Here is a 17,209-nt window from a genome sequence, read left to right on the forward strand (position 1 = left end):
TAACGGATACGTTTACGAGCACTTTTTTCAGATTTAGCTAATGCAGCAAGATTGATATTATTCATAAATATAGCAATAAGAGAATGACGGTTAATTAGATCATATATTTAATGTAATTGGTATAATTGATATATGTACCCCATGCCCTCAAACGGTTGGCGAGTATGCGCATGGGGGAACCACACATGGTCTAGCAAGCCAAAACCTGAATGAGCATCAAGTGCAATCACGCTGCTGCTTTGATGCTGTATTTGCTTGACGTAGTTAACGAGTGCTTCGGTCTCAACCTCCATCCCCTCTTTGCCTCGATACCAGGGCAGTTTGGGGGATATTCGTTGCCCGCCGACTAAAAATGTCACGTCTTCGTCAGAGTCAATCGGCGCATTACGCATTAAATCAACGTTATTACCGTTACCACGACTGCCGCGTAAAAAGCCCACCGGATTGACCACTGGCACAAATGCTAAGCGCACATGCTGTAATAATTGTTGTAAATGCGTGTCCCAGGGGAGTCGATTTAATAAGCTGGTTAAAAATGCCAATACCACTTGAGCACCAATGCGCTCAACGCCATGCACTCCGCCGACAAACAATACGGTAGGACACGATGATTGCTGCTGACCCAGCTCAATTGCGGTTACCGAGAGTTTTTCACCCCGATAATACAAATCCACCAAAGTTTGATGCCGAAATAAATGCTGATGCTGGGCGATTAAACGCTTTAAAGTATCTATTTCGAAACAATGTTCAAATGAAAACTGACCCATTCACTCTCATTCGTTGGCGACATAATTGTGATAAGTTAACTCGCTTATAAGACAGCTTAATGACATAAGCATAAGCTTGTTTGCCCCAGCTAAACAACTGAGTTACATCATTTACAAAAATAAAACAAAACAATATAGATCAAAGAATTACAAAACATCAGGCCTTTATCGATCTAGTTCACATCACTCATAACACGCACTATTTATCATGTATCGAGTCCCAATCATCTACAGGATTGTTTACATGAGCACAATTGAATCGTTCACCTTAATGCTGGCGCTGGTTTATAGCACTAGCTTGCTTTATTGGAGTGGCAAAAAATGGGGCGCTCTGGTCAGCGGAACATTACTAGTTGGCGCTACCCTGGCGAGTTTCTTTTGGCCTTTATTGTTAATCTTATTAGTTTCAGTTTTAGTTGTCACCGCTGTGGGGCAATACCGACCCGCCTTTGCAACAGCCGAAGCTAGACCCAATACCATTAGAGAGTTCAGCCAACATTTTTTTGCCCTTTCAATGCTGTTAGTGGGAGTACAGTACGCCATTAACGCAGGGCTATTGTACGCCGGTGAAACGCCCTGGTTAATGCGACCTGATGTGGGTGATGCCTTTTTACCGATTGCAGGCGGCATTGAGTTAAAAGCTATTTTAACCTTAGGATTGTGGGACCAAAACCACCCAGCCGCCGTGGTGATGTTGTGTGTGGTATTGCTTACTGGTGTGCTGTGTAAGCGCGCATTTTGCGGTTGGGCATGCCCATTAGGATTAGCAGGAGAGTATCTTTACAAACTCAGAAAACGCGTTATTAAGGCAGAGCTATTACCACCAGCATGGTTAGATTGGCCATTAAGAATGCTTAAATACCTGCTATTAATCGCATTGCTTGCTTTAGTTATTTCAATGCCGTCAAACAGTATTCCGCATTATTTGTCAGGTAATTACCACAAAGTTGCCGACCTCAAAATGGCCGCCTTTTTTCTCATGCCATCAATGGTGGCATTAATCTGCTTTGGGGTTATTTTTGCCTTAGCCGCCTGGCGTCGTCAGGGATTTTGTCGTTATATTTGCCCCTACGGTGCACTACTTGGCCTGGTGAGCTTTTTGAGCCCGTTTAAAATCCGCCGCGACAGCAAACATTGTTTAATTGAAACAAAAGGCATGAAATGCGACAAATGCACTCGAGCATGTCCGGCTAATATTTCGGTGCATACTCAAAAAGATATTCGCTCAGATGAATGCCAGGCTTGTATGCGTTGTGTGTCAGCCTGCCCTAAAAAAGAGGCATTACATCTCAGTACTCGCAACGGTATCAACCTGTCTACCAGGGGGGTATTAGTTATCTTATTGACGGTGATGTTTATGGTACCGCTGTTTGCTTACGTGGGTGGATACTGGCACAGCCAAACGCCTGACAACATTAAAATGGAGCTTATTCAAAAGCTCGATCGTATCGGACATTAACCTTTATAGTAAAAAAAACCGAGTTTAATACAACAAAAAGGGCTGCAGATTGCAGCCCTTGTTATATCAATCGCTTAAACGATTATGCAGCAGGTGCCGCTTTACGTTTGTTATGTGCAATCAACAAACCAATGAATGACACTACACCAACAGCAATACCAACAGGCTGGCTTAACTCTTGTGGTAAGCCAAAACCAATACCGGCAGTCATAATGTACGACACGGTTACACAGGTACCAATAATGGCTGGGATACTCACAATCCAATGAATGGTGCCACGGTCAAACAGGTACTTAGTCGCTAACCACAATACGCTGGTAGACAACAACATGTTTGAGAACGCGAAGTAACGCCAGATAAGCGTGAAGTCAATTTTTGTCATGAAGTACGCAATGATCAATACCGGTACAGCAACCAATAGACGGTTAGTCATACTTTGTGGGATCTTAAACGCATCAATAATGGTTAGACGAAGCGATCTAAACGCAGTATCCCCAGAAGTAATTGGGAATACAGCCACAGCGATAATCGCCATAATACCGCCGGCAACACCTAGGTATGTTGTTGCCACTTGGTTAACCACCATACCTGGGCCGCCTAGCGCAAGAATTTCCTTAAGCTCAACATAGCCACCAGGGAACGCAGCAATACCAGCAGTAGCCCATACACAAGCCACAATACCTTCAGCAACCATTGCACCGTAATATACAGGGCGAACGTATTTTTCGTTGGTTAAACAGCGCGCCATAATCGGTGCTTGCGTAGAGTGGAAACCACTAATTGCACCACAGGTAATGGTAACAAAAAGTAATGGCCATACTGGTAACCCATCAGGGTTAGGCTCTAACAAGTCATTGTTGTAATGACTGTGGTCAAAGTAAGCAAAAATATCACCAAACTCAGGTAACTGAGGAGCGTTAATCAATAATGCCACGGCAATTGAAGTGGTCATCACAATCATTAATGCGCCAAAGAATGGGTATAACTTAGTGATAATCTTGTCTATTGGTAATAATGTTGCGAAGAAGTAATAACCTAAAATGACTAATACCCAAAAGGTGTTGTTAGCAAAAATAGTGTCTTTAAAATAATCCAGGTTACTCAACAGCCCGGCAGGGCTCATGATGAACACCACGCCAACAAAGAACAGTAACATCGCGGTAAACACCAACATTGCCGCTTTGAAGTAGATATTAAAATAGTGTCCAGCGATTTCAGGTAAACTTTTACCGTCTTCTTTGATACTCATTACCCCAGAGAAGTAATCGTGTACTGCACCACCTAAAATATTACCGATTACAATCCATACTAGCGCGATTGGTCCATATAAAGCACCCAGGATAGGGCCGAAAATAGGACCGACACCCGCCACGTTTAAAAACTGAATTAAAAACGCTTTTGCAGGATGAACTGGCACATAATCCACACCATCATTAAAGCGTGTTTGCGGAGTTTGTACGTTAGGATCAATACCGGCTTGTTTTTCAACAAACGGGCTATAAAGCTTGTATGCGAGCAGCAACAACGCAATACAAATAAGGAAAATCAACATGGTTTTATCATCCCATTAATTATAAGAATATATTCAATGCCGAGTTTGTTGCAGTTGCGTGTACAGGTCAAGCGGCAGTTTCTTATACCAAAGTAGGGGTTGCTAAGCTAAACCGCTTATGAATCCTGGTCATCTGGATGTATTAATGTGATTTAATCATATACTTATGGCGTGTTCATCATTAAAAAACGACCCATTTTTCATGGGCCGTTTTTAGTAGGTCTTACCACTAGTCATTTCGCTGAAAGCTCAGTTCTGTGGTCGATTCAAGCGATGCCTGTATATCGGCCTCGGTAAATAGCAACGGGCGTAACTGCTTTTGAGTCGAATAAAACGCACTTTGATCGTTAAAGTTTGGGCTTAATGCATTACTCGATTGTGAGTACGACAATAACCCTTTTGCGACCGGACCATCATCAGTAAAGCTGACCGTCATCATCCAACTTGAACCATAACGAATTTGATAACCTTGTGCGGTTAATCCCGACGCAGCAGCCTTACCCGATAACACATCCATTACCGCAGCATAACGGTGCTGCGGAATTAATGTGTCGTCACCCGACAAGCTGGTCGAAAACACATTAAAGCCGCCTTCGGCATTATGGCTGCCCGGCCAAGGTAATTTAACCTCTGATGCGGTGCCATCTGGTAGCGACTTTTCAACAAACTGCACTTCACCAAGACTTGCATCAACACTAAAACCTGCGGCTTCTAGGTTAAGGGCTGCATGAGCGAGTGCAACAAGCGCACTACCATCACTGGCAAGTGTGTTGGGTGTAGTGGCGGCATTGGTGTAATCAAATGCTTGGGTCAACATGGTGTCTTGGTCAAACTGATGCGCAAACTCGCGAATTAACGCCCCGCCGACACTGTCGTTATCTTGTTTACCATTCCAGGCAATTAGCGCCGCGCAAGATGCACTAAGATCTTTAGATAATGTGGGGCTCACAACAACGGGCGTATCGCCTTGTTCAGCACATTGGCTCAGTAAATCCGCTAACACTAACTCGGGTAAATAGGCTCGATTCGACAATAAAGCGCTTTCTAACTCGGCCACAGAAAACTTACCATCATCGCCAGCTGCATCTTCCATTAAGGTTAACCCCATACGAGTACGCAGTGACAATTGAGCACGTTCAGGCCCGTATAACGGCGAGAAGTTCTCTAATGGTTCAGCTAAGTTAGTTGACCAAAAAGAGTTGTTGGAGTTTTGTACAAAGTCAGTTCGCTCAAGCTTTGGTGCGCGCTCATATGGCATTGGCTCGCTAAAACTAAATGTAGAGGTATTGCCTGGCAAGATAGTAAATCCTGCTTGGGCTTTGGCCGCAATTATCTCTGGGGTGGTTTTAAGGATACCGATAACGAAATCAGAAAAACCCGGCACCGTTGAATCATCGATATAAAAGGCATTACCTTCTTTGTCGGCATACATGGTGTTATTAAAAATCACCCCATCGTAATTTTTAAAGGCCTGCTGAAACTCATCAAGATTGCTGGCGCGGTTCATGGCTAGCCAATGGTCGAGTGGATCTATGTTTGCCATGTTGGCATCCTGGATCATAAAGGCCTGGCCGTCATCCCAACCAAAGGGCGCTAACGCTGGCGGAGCTTCAACCATTGGGCCTTTCGCTGTGGTGTAAATGTCTTTCTCTGCCACTAACATCCCCGCAGCACCGGCATTCACTAATACCGAAACGGTTTCTTTAGTGATTGGCATGGCTTCGCCGTCGAACATATATTGCAATCTGTCGCCCGCCATCAACTCGAGGTTGTACATCACAAAGTGTTCAGCCGTTGAAAAGGTATGTGTCCAGGCGACATCGTTATTAAAACCAATATTAACTAGACCTGGCATGCCCACTAGCGATCCGCCCATCACATCAATTTGCCCCGGGATCGTTAAGTGCGACTGCCAAAAACGTAAATTACCGGTATGCGGAAAATGTGGATTGCCCAATACCATGCCTTTACCATTCTCGGTTTTATCTTTGCCTAGGCCCCAACCATTTGAACCTAAGTCACGTGGGTTAGTGTCAGGAGTGGTGATATTGGCCGCTCGAGCAATGAGTTTGCGGTTCATGTCGCTCACAAAGGCTGTTTGCACTGATGAGCCGGCAGGACCAATAATCCGCGGTAAGTATTCTTCGCCATCGCCAGGGTTTGCGTAAAAGATTAAATCTAAAAAGTTAGCGGCACCGGGAAGCAGCGCGACCGAAAATAAATAGTTAGCGACATCAACACCAGTGATGGGTTTAACCCAAGGTTGGCCAGCACAAAAAGGTTCTGCGGTTTGCTCGCCAGCTTCAACGTCAGCTAAAAATTGATTGTAACCGGCGCTGAAACCTTCCATTAACGCGCGCGAATTATAACTAAACTGGGTGTATTGCGTTTCAGCAAGCGCTCTGATTTTTAATGCCTTGTAGGCAAAATCAGAAATTAAATTGCCGTTATCTTCACTGGTAGGTAAACCAGTCGCAAAGTCGATTGACGCATGTGGGCCAAAATACATTGAACGTTCTGAGTTGGCTTTAATAAAACCATCGGCTATCACACACAGATTATCTTGCGCTTGAGCATAACCACTACCAAAGCCCAAACTTTCTAAATTGTCGGCGGTGATGTGTGGCACACCATATTGAGTACGGCGGATCTGTGCTTTAAGCGCGCCATTAGGTGCAAAAGCTTGTAAAAGCGGTGTCACTTCAGGTTCGGGGGTGGGTTGAGTGGTTTTACTAAAATCGGTGTCATCGCCGCAACCGACGATAAAAATCGTCGATGCCACGCCCATTGCGAGCAGGAGTTTGTTGAAATCCATTATTATTATCCTTGTTGTTACCTTTGTCGTTACCCTTAATCTGGGTGAGGTATTTCATCCTTTATGCCTCAATTTATATCAACTTTAGCGCGAATAACCCCAGTCACCGCACCTCAAATCGCCACATAAATACAACAAAGACATATATACCCAGACAACTTGAAGAGACGTGTTTCAGAGCATCTTCAGGTTATTTGGGTATAAGATATTTAAGCAATCATTCATACACATGTCTACTTGTTAACACATTTACATACAATTTCATTAATGTGGTTAACGCCAACTTCTAGTCGGTCAAAATGGCAATACATCGCCATTAATAGAGCGTAAATTCACAATGTAGATAAAAAGTCATTGAAAAGTAGATTAAAGGTAAGATTATAATCAAGCTTACTCTCTAGTTTTATAACGTTAGCTGATACAATGCGTACATAAACACCGCATGATTAACTGAATATAACAATAAAATGGGTCGTTTATTTCTGTAACCAGACAACGCGACTGAATCCAAATTCGGCACATTATTGATTAACATTTACGCCTCCTGTTGATGCGATTCAATCAGGCTTTGCATAAAGGGTATGACATTGAAGATTGTAAAAAGATTATTGCTTGGCACTTTGCTGGTTTCTCCTTACGTCATCGCAGAGGAACCACTGAGTGATCTTGACTTAGATCTAGACTCACTCATGGCGATGGACGTACAAGTCACTTCAGCTATGAAAAGAGCTCAATCGGCATTCGATACAGCCTCTTCAATCTATGTGTTAACCAAAGAACAAATTACCCGCTCTGGTGCAACCTCTATCCCTGAAGCCTTAAAAATGGTGCCAGGTCTTGCTGTTAGGCAGCTTGATAATAACCAATGGGCGATAACCTCCCGCGGCGTGGCATCTCGTTTTTCAGCCAAATTATTAGTCATGATCGATGGGCAAAGCTTTTATACCCCTAAGTTTGCTGCCGTTTACTGGGAAACCTTAAATGTGCCGCTGTATGACATTGAACGCATTGAAGTCATACGTGGTCAAGGCGGTTTATTATGGGGCAGCAATGCCAGCAATGGCGTAATTAACATCATCACTAAAAACAGTATCGATACCCGTGGGGTCTATGCAGATGTAAGCAGTGGCAGCCAAATCAATCATGATGCTAATTTGCGCTACGGTGGTGATATGGGTAATCAGGGCAGTTTTCGGGTTTACGGCCATGTAAGAGATGGTGATGAGTCAGACAAAGGGATATTGCTTGAACCCGACGACTATACTGAACAACAGTCCGCTGGTGCTCGATTTGACTTTACTCCTAACGATGAGTGGTCAGGGCTAATACAAGGCGACATCACCCAGTCTACATTAGGGCAAAACTTTCGTGGTGTGATTGATGAAACCAATCGCAATGTGCCTTTTACCGACAGCTTAGATCGCACCGACTCGCGCATTATGGCAAGGGTTGAAAATCGTATTTCATCGAATGCCAATCAAATGTTGCAAACCTCCTGGTTAAAACAAACAGGTAGCCAAACATACCTCCAAGAACATTTTGAATCGTTTGATATTGATTACCAAATGAACTTTTTATATCAAGATTTAAAGTTAGATTGGGGTCTTAACTATCGCTATAACGATATCTCTTTTGCTGAAAGTACTTTTGTACGCAGCGATGGCGGCTACAATACTTTGCATCAATATGGCGCATTAGTTCAGGGGCAGTACAGCTTAATCGCTGACGAGCTAGATATCATTGTAGGAACAAAAGTTGAACACAACGATTTAACGGGTTGGGAAAACCAACCATTAGCCAGACTCGTTTGGAAACCGCAAAACAATCATGTGTTATGGACATCAGTATCTAAAAGCGTCCGTGTGCCCTCGTTAATCGAATTTAACGACGACTTTACGATTGACGGCCAACGTGTTGAAGAAGTGTCGCCCATTACCACTGGTATTGACATGATAGACACTTATTACATCAGGACATACCTAAACGGTAATAACAACGTAAAGTCTGAAGAGTCAACATCATACGAATTTGGTTATCGTTTATCTCAAGGCGACTGGGCCGTTGATTTATCGGTTTATCATACTAAGGTGAGCGACGTTTTAGCGGTTGAAGTAGACGCCAACACCGAGCAATTTCTGCCTATTTTTGCCCTATTACAACAGGGCGAAATTGAACTGGCAATGCAAACCTTAGCCAGCACATCAATAAACTTTGATTTAGTATCGAACGCCGAACTCACCACTAATGGTGGAGATATTATTCTAACCTGGCAACCCACTGATACTTTTAACGCAGAATTAGGCTACAGCTACAATACGTTCGATTATGACCTGGCAGAAAACACCTTTGAAGCGATTGGGTATGACTCAACTAGTCGCCAACTTTTTGCTAAAACGGATATACAACTGTTTGAGGACCATCGTTTATTTGCCTCATTGCGAGTCGAAAACAGTGATGCCTATGACACAGATAACTACACGGTATTAGACTTAACATGGCAATGGGCATTTCACCCAAATTGGTCAGCGGCTGTGATGGGGAAAAACTTATTTGCGAGCTCGCACATCGAATACAACAATACCAGAGAAACATTTACCTTACCCAATTACATCGATGAAAGTGTTACTTTCACATTAACAGCGAAGTTTTAACTCACTCAATGTTCACGATGAAACGAGTTTTATTCGGTTTAATGCTACCGTTTTTGCTGACTACCAGCCAAAGCGTGAGTGCGATTGAAACCGAGTATGCTCTCAAAGCAGGATTTTTGTTTAATTTTGCTCGTTACAGCGAATGGACAGTGACAACGCCCGCACTCGATAAATTTGTGCTTTGCAGCCCAGATAACAGTTTTATTGAGGTGGCGAGTACAGTTTTATCTAACAGAAAAGTCAATCACTTACCTATTGTGACACGAACAGTATCAATCACAGATACCGATATCAGTCAGTGCCAAGTGCTGTTTATTACCTCAGACACTATAAATCAATGGCTTAATGCTTCTTTAGTTCCATTAAACAACATCATGATCGTAGGAGAAACTGAAGACTTTATCGCTCAAGGAGGGCAGATCCGCTTCTTTTTATCCGGCGGTAAAGTGCGCTTTGAAGTGTCACCCAAAAAGCTCACATCCGCTAACATCACCATGAGCTCAAAAGTGCTGCGCCTGGGCCGAGTTGTGGAGCAATAGCCTGATGAATTCATTTCTGAGTATCAATACAATCAGTAAAAAATTACTATTGATTTTAATGAGCGTTGCGATTGTCTCTACCGTGTCTGTCGCCATGGTATTTAGTGCTTATGAACTCAGCTCAGCAAAGCGTGAGCAAATTGAAAGCCTACAAAGCGTATCGAATATGTTGTCGCCCAACATCACCGCAGCATTATTGTTTGACGACCAGGACACCATAAATGAGCTTATCAAACCGGTATTATCTCGCGCTGATATTCTTTCTGTTACTGTCACAAATGTCGATGGTAAAATCTTGGCCAAATCGACCGCAAATAATGTTGATCTAGCAAGCTTAAAGGAAACCAATAACCTCACCAACATAACCACCCCCCTGACACTGGATGAGCTGGGCTACGGTGAATTAATCATCATTGCCGATGACAGCTATATCAACGACAGAATCCAATTTTATGGCAAATTTTTATTGTTGCTATTACTTTCAACCTTCGCTGTCAGTTTATTTTTGTCATTATTTTTACGACGCATTTTTTTAAGCCCTATTCTTTATCTTTCAGAAATTTCGGAAAAAATCACTACATCAAATGACTATACCTTACGTGCTAAAGAACAATCTAAAGATGAAATAGGCCAACTGACAACATGCTTTAATAGTATGTTAGACACCATCGAACAGCGTGAAGCATTACTCGAAAGCCAGGTAAAACTGCGTACCAAAGAGCTTGAAAATGCCAATAGTCAATTACACGAGTTTGCTTACCAGGACGGGTTAACCAACCTACCGAATCGGCGTTACTTCTATAAAAAACTGCAGTCGTTAATTGACATTAATAACATGCAATTTGCATTAATCTTTATCGATTTAGACGGCTTTAAAGAAGTCAATGACACCCTAGGCCACGACTATGGCGACTTGTTGCTGCATCAAGTCGCTAAGCGCTTGCAGCATTGTGTGCGTGCTAATGATATGGTTGCAAGGCTGGGCGGCGATGAGTTTACCTTGATACTTGAAGGCGTAAACGATGTAGAGCGTGCCAGTGAAATAGCACAAAAAGTCAAAAACAGCCTGATGCAGTGCATCACCATTAATGGTGCACAAGTGCATGTAACAGGCAGTATCGGGTTAACCTTTTACCCCGCTGACGGGCGCAGTGTTGAAGACCTAGTCAAGCATGCCGACCAGGCCATGTACTTGTCAAAAAGCAAAGGGCGAAATCGTTACGAATTTTTCTCCTATGCGATTGAAGAACAAGCAATAGAGAAGCGACGGATCATTGAAGAAATCCGCATCGCGCTTAAAGAAGATCAATTTACACTGTACTACCAACCGATTTTTGATATTGATGGTGTTAATGTCACAAAAGCAGAAGCGCTGATCCGTTGGAAACACCCGCAACACGGACTGGTCGGCCCTAACGAATTTATTGTTATTGCCGAGCAAAATGGTTTAATTGAACAGATTGGCAATTGGGTGCGAGATCAAGCCATTAAAGATGCCGCTCACTGGTTTAGATTAACCGGAAAAGTCATGCAAGTGAGCGTTAACTGTTCACCACTGCAATTTGATCGTGCAGGCCTGTGGGTAGACGATTGGATTGTGGCTTGCAATAAAAGTGGTTTACCAAGAGACACTATTATTATTGAAGTCACTGAAAACACCTTGATGGACCCTGAATCCCCCATCCAACAACAACTGCACCGATTAAGTGACAGTGGTATCGACATTGCCATTGACGACTTTGGCGTAGGTTATTCATCTTTAGCCTACTTACAACGCCTGGATATCGATATTTTAAAAATTGACCGCTCCTTTATACAACACATGGAAACCAACGAAAGCAGCATTGCGTTAGTAAGAGCCATTATTACCATGGCCCGCCACTTAAAGGTAAAAGTGGTAGCTGAAGGCGTTGAAACCACAGGACAACATCTATTACTCCAACAGCTATCCTGTGATTATTTACAAGGGTATTTATTCGCTAAACCTATGCCGAGCGACCAGTTTACCCAGTTATACATTACCCCTTTAAACTCTAAAGTGAGCTAACCCATCCTTAGTTTTAATCGTGCATATCACTATCGATATCAATGGGCCAGGTAAAGCTAAAGCTGGCCCCTTTACCCTGAATGACTTCAAGACGGATGTCCCCGCCCATAGCAATGACTATTTTCTTCACAATAGCTAACCCCATCCCACTGCCTTCCACTTCGTCACGAGGTTTTAAAGTAGTAAACATCGTAAAGACTTTTTCAGAATACTGCTCCGGGATCCCAGGGCCGTCGTCTGACACCAAAAAAGTATAAAATCGCTCATTCGCCACCACAGAAACCCACACAGTGCCTTGACCAGAATCGTGATGTTTGATGGCATTATTGATTAAATTACGCAGCACTTGCTCTAACGGCACAATCGCGGTAGTGATACTCTCGACCGTTGAGTTGAACACTAACGAAAAGCTATTTTGGGTATTGCACAGGTCAAACACATTTTCAACAACTTCTTTAATATTGACCTTATGAATAACATCACCTTTTTTACCCGCTCTTGAATAGGCAAGCAGGTCATCGAGTAATTTCTCCATGCGGTTAATCCGTCCTCGCATTAATCGTAAATGTTCAGCATCTTCGTCGGTCAGTTTGCCTTTTAAGTCTTCTTCTAACCAACTGGCTAATTGATCGATACCACGTAAAGGTGATTTAAGATCGTGAGAAGCAACATAGGCAAAGTTGTGTAATTCGGCGTTACTTCTAGACAACTCTTCAAGGTAGTATTTACGTTCCGATATATCTTGTATCGTGCCTGCCAGCTTAACTGCAATACCGTTGCAATATTCAATAGTGCCCATCACTCTTACCCAAATCATCTTGCCTTTGGCATTGATAAAGCGCACTTCAACATCCCATGTTTTGCCCGTTTCAATAGCTTCAGCCAATGTTTGACGAATAATAGGTTGTGATTCTGGAGTATAAAAATCAATAGCTTGCTCAACGGTTAATGTTGAGCCTGCTGGTAAACCATAAATGCGATATGTTTCTTCTGAATAAAACAAGGTTTGGGTTATAAGGTCAAGTTCCCAACCACCTATACCGGCCATTTTACTGGTTCGATCGAGTGTATCCTTAAGCTTATTAAGCGCTTGATTTTTACGTTCACGCTCAGTTAAATCAATGATGGATAACAGTAGCTGTTTACCTTTATGAGTTTCTAACGTACACAAGCCTATAGACAGAGGAAACACACTACCGTTTTTACACAAACCACAAATATCATGTCGCTCATTATCGACCGAGTCCTCTGTCGCACTAAAAAATGATTTTCGCCATGTTAAATGTTGCTCACGAAAGGACTCGGGCACGAGCTTATCTATACTTAACCCTAATAATTCACTTCGAGAATAGCCAAATAGTGTTTCAGTTTCTTTATTAACAAGCTCTATCACTCCGTCGTAATCCACTAATAAAACCGCACTAGGTAATGTGTCTACCACACGCTCAAACAAATGCTCAAACTGCTTTCTTAACGATACATCAACCACGCTACAAATGGCTTGTACTTCGCCTTTATACTCAATCACATTAAGGCCTATCTCAAGTGGTATTTCGATACCCGTTTGGTGCAAACCATAGACCTCTCGCCCTCCGCCCATCAATTTAACTTCGGGCGCGGCAAAGAACATTGCCATAAAATCGGGGTGCATACGGCAAAACCTAGCGGGCAATAATACCGCCATAGAACGACCAATTAATTCTGTTTGTGGATAGCCAAAGATTTGGCCTATTTGAGTATTCGCTAATGTGACAATGCCTTGGCGATTTACCACCATAATCCCACTGGGAGCATGGCTTAAAATCGCGTTTAGCTCTTGCTCCATTGTCACCACGGTATCGAGGTGTGATTGCTTTGCGTTAAGCTCAATATTTTTTCTGATGTTATTAAAAATCAGTATCAGTATTCCAATAACGACCCAATACCAAAACACAACTAACAGGGTTTGTTTCTTCGCTTCATCATTGTTAGCCATTGCAATGACCACGACTTGTCGCCGCTGCTGATCATCAAGATAAATGTTAGCTTTCGATACTAAAGATACCGTTAACCAACTCAAGAATGATGTGTCGTCATGAGAGGCATATATGTCTTCGCAAACACGTTGGAATTCTCCTTCAAAGGTATATCGTTGTCCGTGGTTAAAGCCAAAAGTTTTACTGTTATCGGGGTGAAATAAAAAATCCCCTTCATCATTGATGAGATACATGTAGATATTTGCATCAAAATAAACCGAATCAATGGCTAAACGACTAAATAATGATTCAGCTAATACATTGATAACTATCTGCCCTTGAGGAGATTGATTTGTGTTTCCTCTGACGAGTGTGCTCACACGGATAACGGGTAAATACGGAAATGATAGAGTGCCATTTTCATGATTCAAATTAATGGGAGACACATACACCTCACCTTCATTCAATTTAGTAGTTTGAATAAAATAATCTCTGGTGTTTTTTTGTTGTAACGATTTAGGAGGGATATTGAGTAATTGCCCTTTATGGCGTTCAAGCCTAATTTTTTCAAACCCACTTTGATTATCGATATAACGCAGTTGATTTAGATTTGGAATACTGTGCATATAATGCGTAAACACATCTGTTAACGCATCCATATGATACTGTAATTGCACTTGCTGCTCGTTCTCAACCAGTGGTGTTTGGCTTAAGTCTGCAATGGCTTTAGCATCGGCCAGATTAGAAAAAAATAACGCTTCACGCTTTAAATGCTCAATATGTTCGCCTAATAAATTGGCTTTAGCATGAGACACCACATCGAGATCATTTTTGATAATGTCCATTTGATGCCAATAGACAACATGGCACAACACCAACATAAACATAATGGCTACAAACAGAATCACCGATAGTGAATGCAATTTAAAATTTGGCAGTAACGTAAAGTGCTTTAACATATTAATCTCAACGAGTTTTAGTAAAAAAGCATGTAAACCACTCTGTTATTTAATTAAGTATTTAGCTTCAAAATCAATGGCACTAATTGGTTTCGAATAATAATAGCCTTGTATTAAATCGCATCCCTGAGCCTGACAAAACGCAAGCTGTTCAGCGGTTTCAACCCCTTCAGCAATAACAGATAACCCCAAATATTTAGCAAATTTAATCATGGCCTCAAGCACTTTATCTTGAGATTTTTTTTGCTTATAAGCAGCAATAAAACTTTTGTCGACTTTTAATGAATGGATGGGAAAGAGATGTAGGTGTTTAATCGATGAGTAACCTGTACCAAAGTCATCTAAGGATAATTTAACCCCTTGTTGAGTAAGCTCGTTGAGTCGTTCTACAATGTTTTCTGGACTATGTATAATCGAACTCTCAGTGATTTCTAATTCCAAACAACTTGGCGATAAATCACAAGACGCAAGCGCATCTGACACAAGGCTGAGCAAATTAATATCTTGCAGTTGGAAAGTCGATAAATTGACAGACATGCTTAACAGGTCATCATTGAGGTGATATTGACGCTGCCAATGCTTTAATTGATGACAGGCGCTATGGAGAACCCACTGACCAATATCGCCAATAAGATTCAACTCTTCGGCTAACTCAAGGAACATAATCGGACTGAGCATACCTTGAGTAGGATGTTGCCAACGCACTAACGCTTCAACCCCTTTCACCTTTAGTGTTCTTGCACATATTTGTGGTTGGTAATGTACTGTAAACTGATTTAATGCAAGTGCTTGATGAATATCTTGTTCAAGGAGGGCTTTTTTCTGTGTTTCTTGGTGCAGGCTGCCGTTATACAAACACACTTTATTGCGACCAGTTTGCTTGGCTTTGTACATGGCAATATCTGCACACTTCATCATTGTTTCAGGGCTATCGGCAAATTGTCCCAGCATTGATACCCCAATACTCGCCGTAACCGAAAAACAATGATTGCCAACTTGTAAGGGGCTACTCAGTGCTTGTATCACATTATTAGCGATGATTTTAGTCTGCTTTTCATCATTGATGCCTTGAGCCAAAATAACAAACTCATCACCACCAAGCCTTGCTAAACAATCACCTTCGCTAACCACCGAGGTCAATCTAGCGGCTACAGTTTGCAATAATTTATCACCAACCGTATGGCCTAAAAAGTCATTCACTTTTTTAAAATTGTCTAAATCAATAAAGAATAGCGCGATATTTGAGGACGTAAACAGCACTCTGTCACAAGCATCTTTGAGGGTCTTCTCAAACGTATACCGGTTGATTAGTTGAGTAAGTGAATCCCTTTTAGCCAGCCATTCTAAAGCATTGTTTTTTTCACGCACTACCCCCTCAAGAAACTGACGGTGTTGTGCCTGGCGAATGGTCCGATTTAACCGTTCAGCATTCACTTCTGTTTTTAATATAAAATCGTGTGCCCCTACATTAAGCGCATTTAAGGACAAGATCTCGTCTTCATGCTGACTCACCATAATAATGGTTGCATCATTTTTTTTACGTATTAATAGTTTTTTAATTAATGCTAAACCATCAATATCAGGTAAGCGGTAGTCAATTAATAATACGTCGACCATATTATTGTCATACTGGTGTATTCCTTCTTCACCCGTTTGTGCTTCAATGATAAAAATAGGGCGGTGGCTCGACATGAGCGCGCGCCGAATCGATTTTCTGTCGACGGAGTCATCATCGATAATTAATAATGTAATAGGTTGTTCAAGGTTGGCAGCCGTATTCGTATTATTCATGCACTGGTAACTCCACTACGCGCCAATAGTGGCCTAGCATACTCACGATATTTAAAAATGACTCACCAACTTGTTTTTTAACCATGTAACCCGCAACATTTTTTTTATAAGCGAGGGTTTTATCTTGATCATCACTCGACGTGGTTAGCATAAACACCACGCTATCGGAGAGTGTGTCATCGGCGCGAATTATTTTTAAAAAGTCGATGCCGCCCATACGGGGCATGTTGATATCAAGTAGTATAATGAAAGGTTTGGGGATCGCATTTCTATGCAGTAAATCAAGCGCTTCGATACCGTCTCTAGCTCGAATAGTTGGATTTGCAATTTTTAGTTTTTTGAGGGCTCTTTCTATCCCTAAAACATCGACATCATCGTCGTCAATGATGAATATAGTCACCTGTTTATGTTGTAATTCAGTTCCATTCATAAGCAGCTCTCAATCCTTGAAATTAACTCAGTAACGACGTGCTCTAGAAAAATATCTATCACTAGAGCAATCCAATTACAGTATTGCTTTACTCACAGCCAATAAAGGTGACGTCAACCCAGGGTGAGATCGTGAACGTTTTTTGAGCTGATGAAATTGATACACAATCTGTTTGACGCCTTGGCTTAGCTGTGATCTTATACTCTCTTTTAGGAGAGTAAATTATGTACCTTGAAGCCTTCAC

At 42.1% G+C, this 17,209-nt stretch carries 9 protein-coding genes and 1 pseudogene; 4 read left to right on the forward strand and 6 right to left on the reverse strand.

Going from position 1 to position 17,209, the window contains the following annotated elements; translation table 11 throughout:
* Nucleotides 1–113: 113 nt before the first annotated feature.
* Nucleotides 114–767 (reverse strand): annotated as a pseudogene (locus tag GQA99_RS19640) (DUF2817 domain-containing protein); the annotation flags it as partial.
* A 244-nt stretch (nucleotides 768–1,011) separates the two neighbouring features.
* Between GQA99_RS19640 and GQA99_RS19645 the strand changes: the two are divergent.
* Nucleotides 1,012–2,226, forward strand: coding sequence for a 4Fe-4S binding protein (locus GQA99_RS19645; RefSeq protein WP_160056833.1), 1,215 nt, complete (start codon nucleotides 1,012–1,014; stop codon nucleotides 2,224–2,226).
* 82 nt (nucleotides 2,227–2,308) lie between these two features.
* Here GQA99_RS19645 and GQA99_RS19650 read toward each other — a convergent pair whose 3' ends face one another.
* Together GQA99_RS19650 and GQA99_RS19655 are read right to left on the reverse strand one after the other, a co-directional pair.
* Nucleotides 2,309–3,778, reverse strand: a complete 1,470-nt coding sequence (locus GQA99_RS19650; protein WP_160056835.1) for a carbon starvation CstA family protein — start codon at nucleotides 3,776–3,778, stop codon at nucleotides 2,309–2,311.
* Nucleotides 3,779–4,007: 229 nt separating this feature from the next.
* On the reverse strand, nucleotides 4,008–6,593 hold the full coding sequence (locus GQA99_RS19655) for an acylase (protein WP_160056837.1): 2,586 nt from the start codon (nucleotides 6,591–6,593) through the stop codon (nucleotides 4,008–4,010).
* Nucleotides 6,594–7,180: 587 nt separating this feature from the next.
* Here GQA99_RS19655 and GQA99_RS19660 point away from each other — a divergent pair.
* The 3 genes from GQA99_RS19660 to GQA99_RS19670 are packed head-to-tail and all read left to right on the forward strand — an operon-like array spanning nucleotide 7,181 to nucleotide 11,830.
* Nucleotides 7,181–9,244, forward strand: a complete 2,064-nt coding sequence (locus GQA99_RS19660) for a TonB-dependent receptor plug domain-containing protein (RefSeq protein WP_229785975.1) — start codon at nucleotides 7,181–7,183, stop codon at nucleotides 9,242–9,244.
* Between the two features lie 17 nt (nucleotides 9,245–9,261).
* Nucleotides 9,262–9,783 carry a YfiR family protein gene (locus GQA99_RS19665; RefSeq protein ID WP_308426346.1) on the forward strand — a complete coding sequence of 174 codons (522 nt, stop codon included), beginning with the start codon at nucleotides 9,262–9,264 and terminating at the stop codon, nucleotides 9,781–9,783.
* A gap of 4 nt (nucleotides 9,784–9,787) precedes the next feature.
* A complete protein-coding gene (locus GQA99_RS19670) occupies nucleotides 9,788–11,830 on the forward strand; it encodes a bifunctional diguanylate cyclase/phosphodiesterase (protein WP_160056843.1) in 2,043 nt (680 codons plus the stop codon).
* A 13-nt stretch (nucleotides 11,831–11,843) separates the two neighbouring features.
* Here GQA99_RS19670 and GQA99_RS19675 read toward each other — a convergent pair whose 3' ends face one another.
* The 3 genes from GQA99_RS19675 to GQA99_RS19685 are packed head-to-tail and all read right to left on the reverse strand — an operon-like array spanning nucleotide 11,844 to nucleotide 16,965.
* A complete protein-coding gene (locus tag GQA99_RS19675) occupies nucleotides 11,844–14,744 on the reverse strand; it encodes a PAS domain-containing sensor histidine kinase (RefSeq protein ID WP_160056845.1) in 2,901 nt (966 codons plus the stop codon).
* A 45-nt stretch (nucleotides 14,745–14,789) separates the two neighbouring features.
* Nucleotides 14,790–16,535 (reverse strand): putative bifunctional diguanylate cyclase/phosphodiesterase, encoded by a 1,746-nt coding sequence (locus tag GQA99_RS19680; RefSeq protein WP_160056847.1) that lies wholly within the window; start codon nucleotides 16,533–16,535, stop codon nucleotides 14,790–14,792.
* Nucleotides 16,528–16,965: a response regulator gene (locus tag GQA99_RS19685; protein WP_160056849.1), complete on the reverse strand. Its 438-nt coding sequence runs from the start codon at nucleotides 16,963–16,965 to the stop codon at nucleotides 16,528–16,530. Before GQA99_RS19685 ends, GQA99_RS19680 begins: the two co-directional genes overlap by 8 nt.
* Nucleotides 16,966–17,209: the final 244 nt, after the last annotated feature.

Source organism: Shewanella litoralis (genome assembly GCF_009828585.1).
Classification (GTDB): domain Bacteria; phylum Pseudomonadota; class Gammaproteobacteria; order Enterobacterales; family Shewanellaceae; genus Shewanella; species Shewanella litoralis.

What these genes read in the sequence shown, in the direction of transcription:
- GQA99_RS19645 (WP_160056833.1), top strand. Translation starts at nt 1,012, where the DNA reads ATGAGCACAATTGAATCGTTCACCTTAATGCTGGCGCTGGTTTATAGC.
- GQA99_RS19650 (WP_160056835.1), bottom strand. Translation starts at nt 3,778, where the DNA reads ATGTTGATTTTCCTTATTTGTATTGCGTTGTTGCTGCTCGCATACAAG.
- GQA99_RS19655 (WP_160056837.1), bottom strand. Translation starts at nt 6,593, where the DNA reads ATGGATTTCAACAAACTCCTGCTCGCAATGGGCGTGGCATCGACGATT.
- GQA99_RS19665 (WP_308426346.1), top strand. Translation starts at nt 9,262, where the DNA reads ATGAAACGAGTTTTATTCGGTTTAATGCTACCGTTTTTGCTGACTACC.
- GQA99_RS19670 (WP_160056843.1), top strand. Translation starts at nt 9,788, where the DNA reads ATGAATTCATTTCTGAGTATCAATACAATCAGTAAAAAATTACTATTG.
- GQA99_RS19675 (WP_160056845.1), bottom strand. Translation starts at nt 14,744, where the DNA reads ATGTTAAAGCACTTTACGTTACTGCCAAATTTTAAATTGCATTCACTA.
- GQA99_RS19680 (WP_160056847.1), bottom strand. Translation starts at nt 16,535, where the DNA reads ATGAATAATACGAATACGGCTGCCAACCTTGAACAACCTATTACATTA.
- GQA99_RS19685 (WP_160056849.1), bottom strand. Translation starts at nt 16,965, where the DNA reads ATGAATGGAACTGAATTACAACATAAACAGGTGACTATATTCATCATT.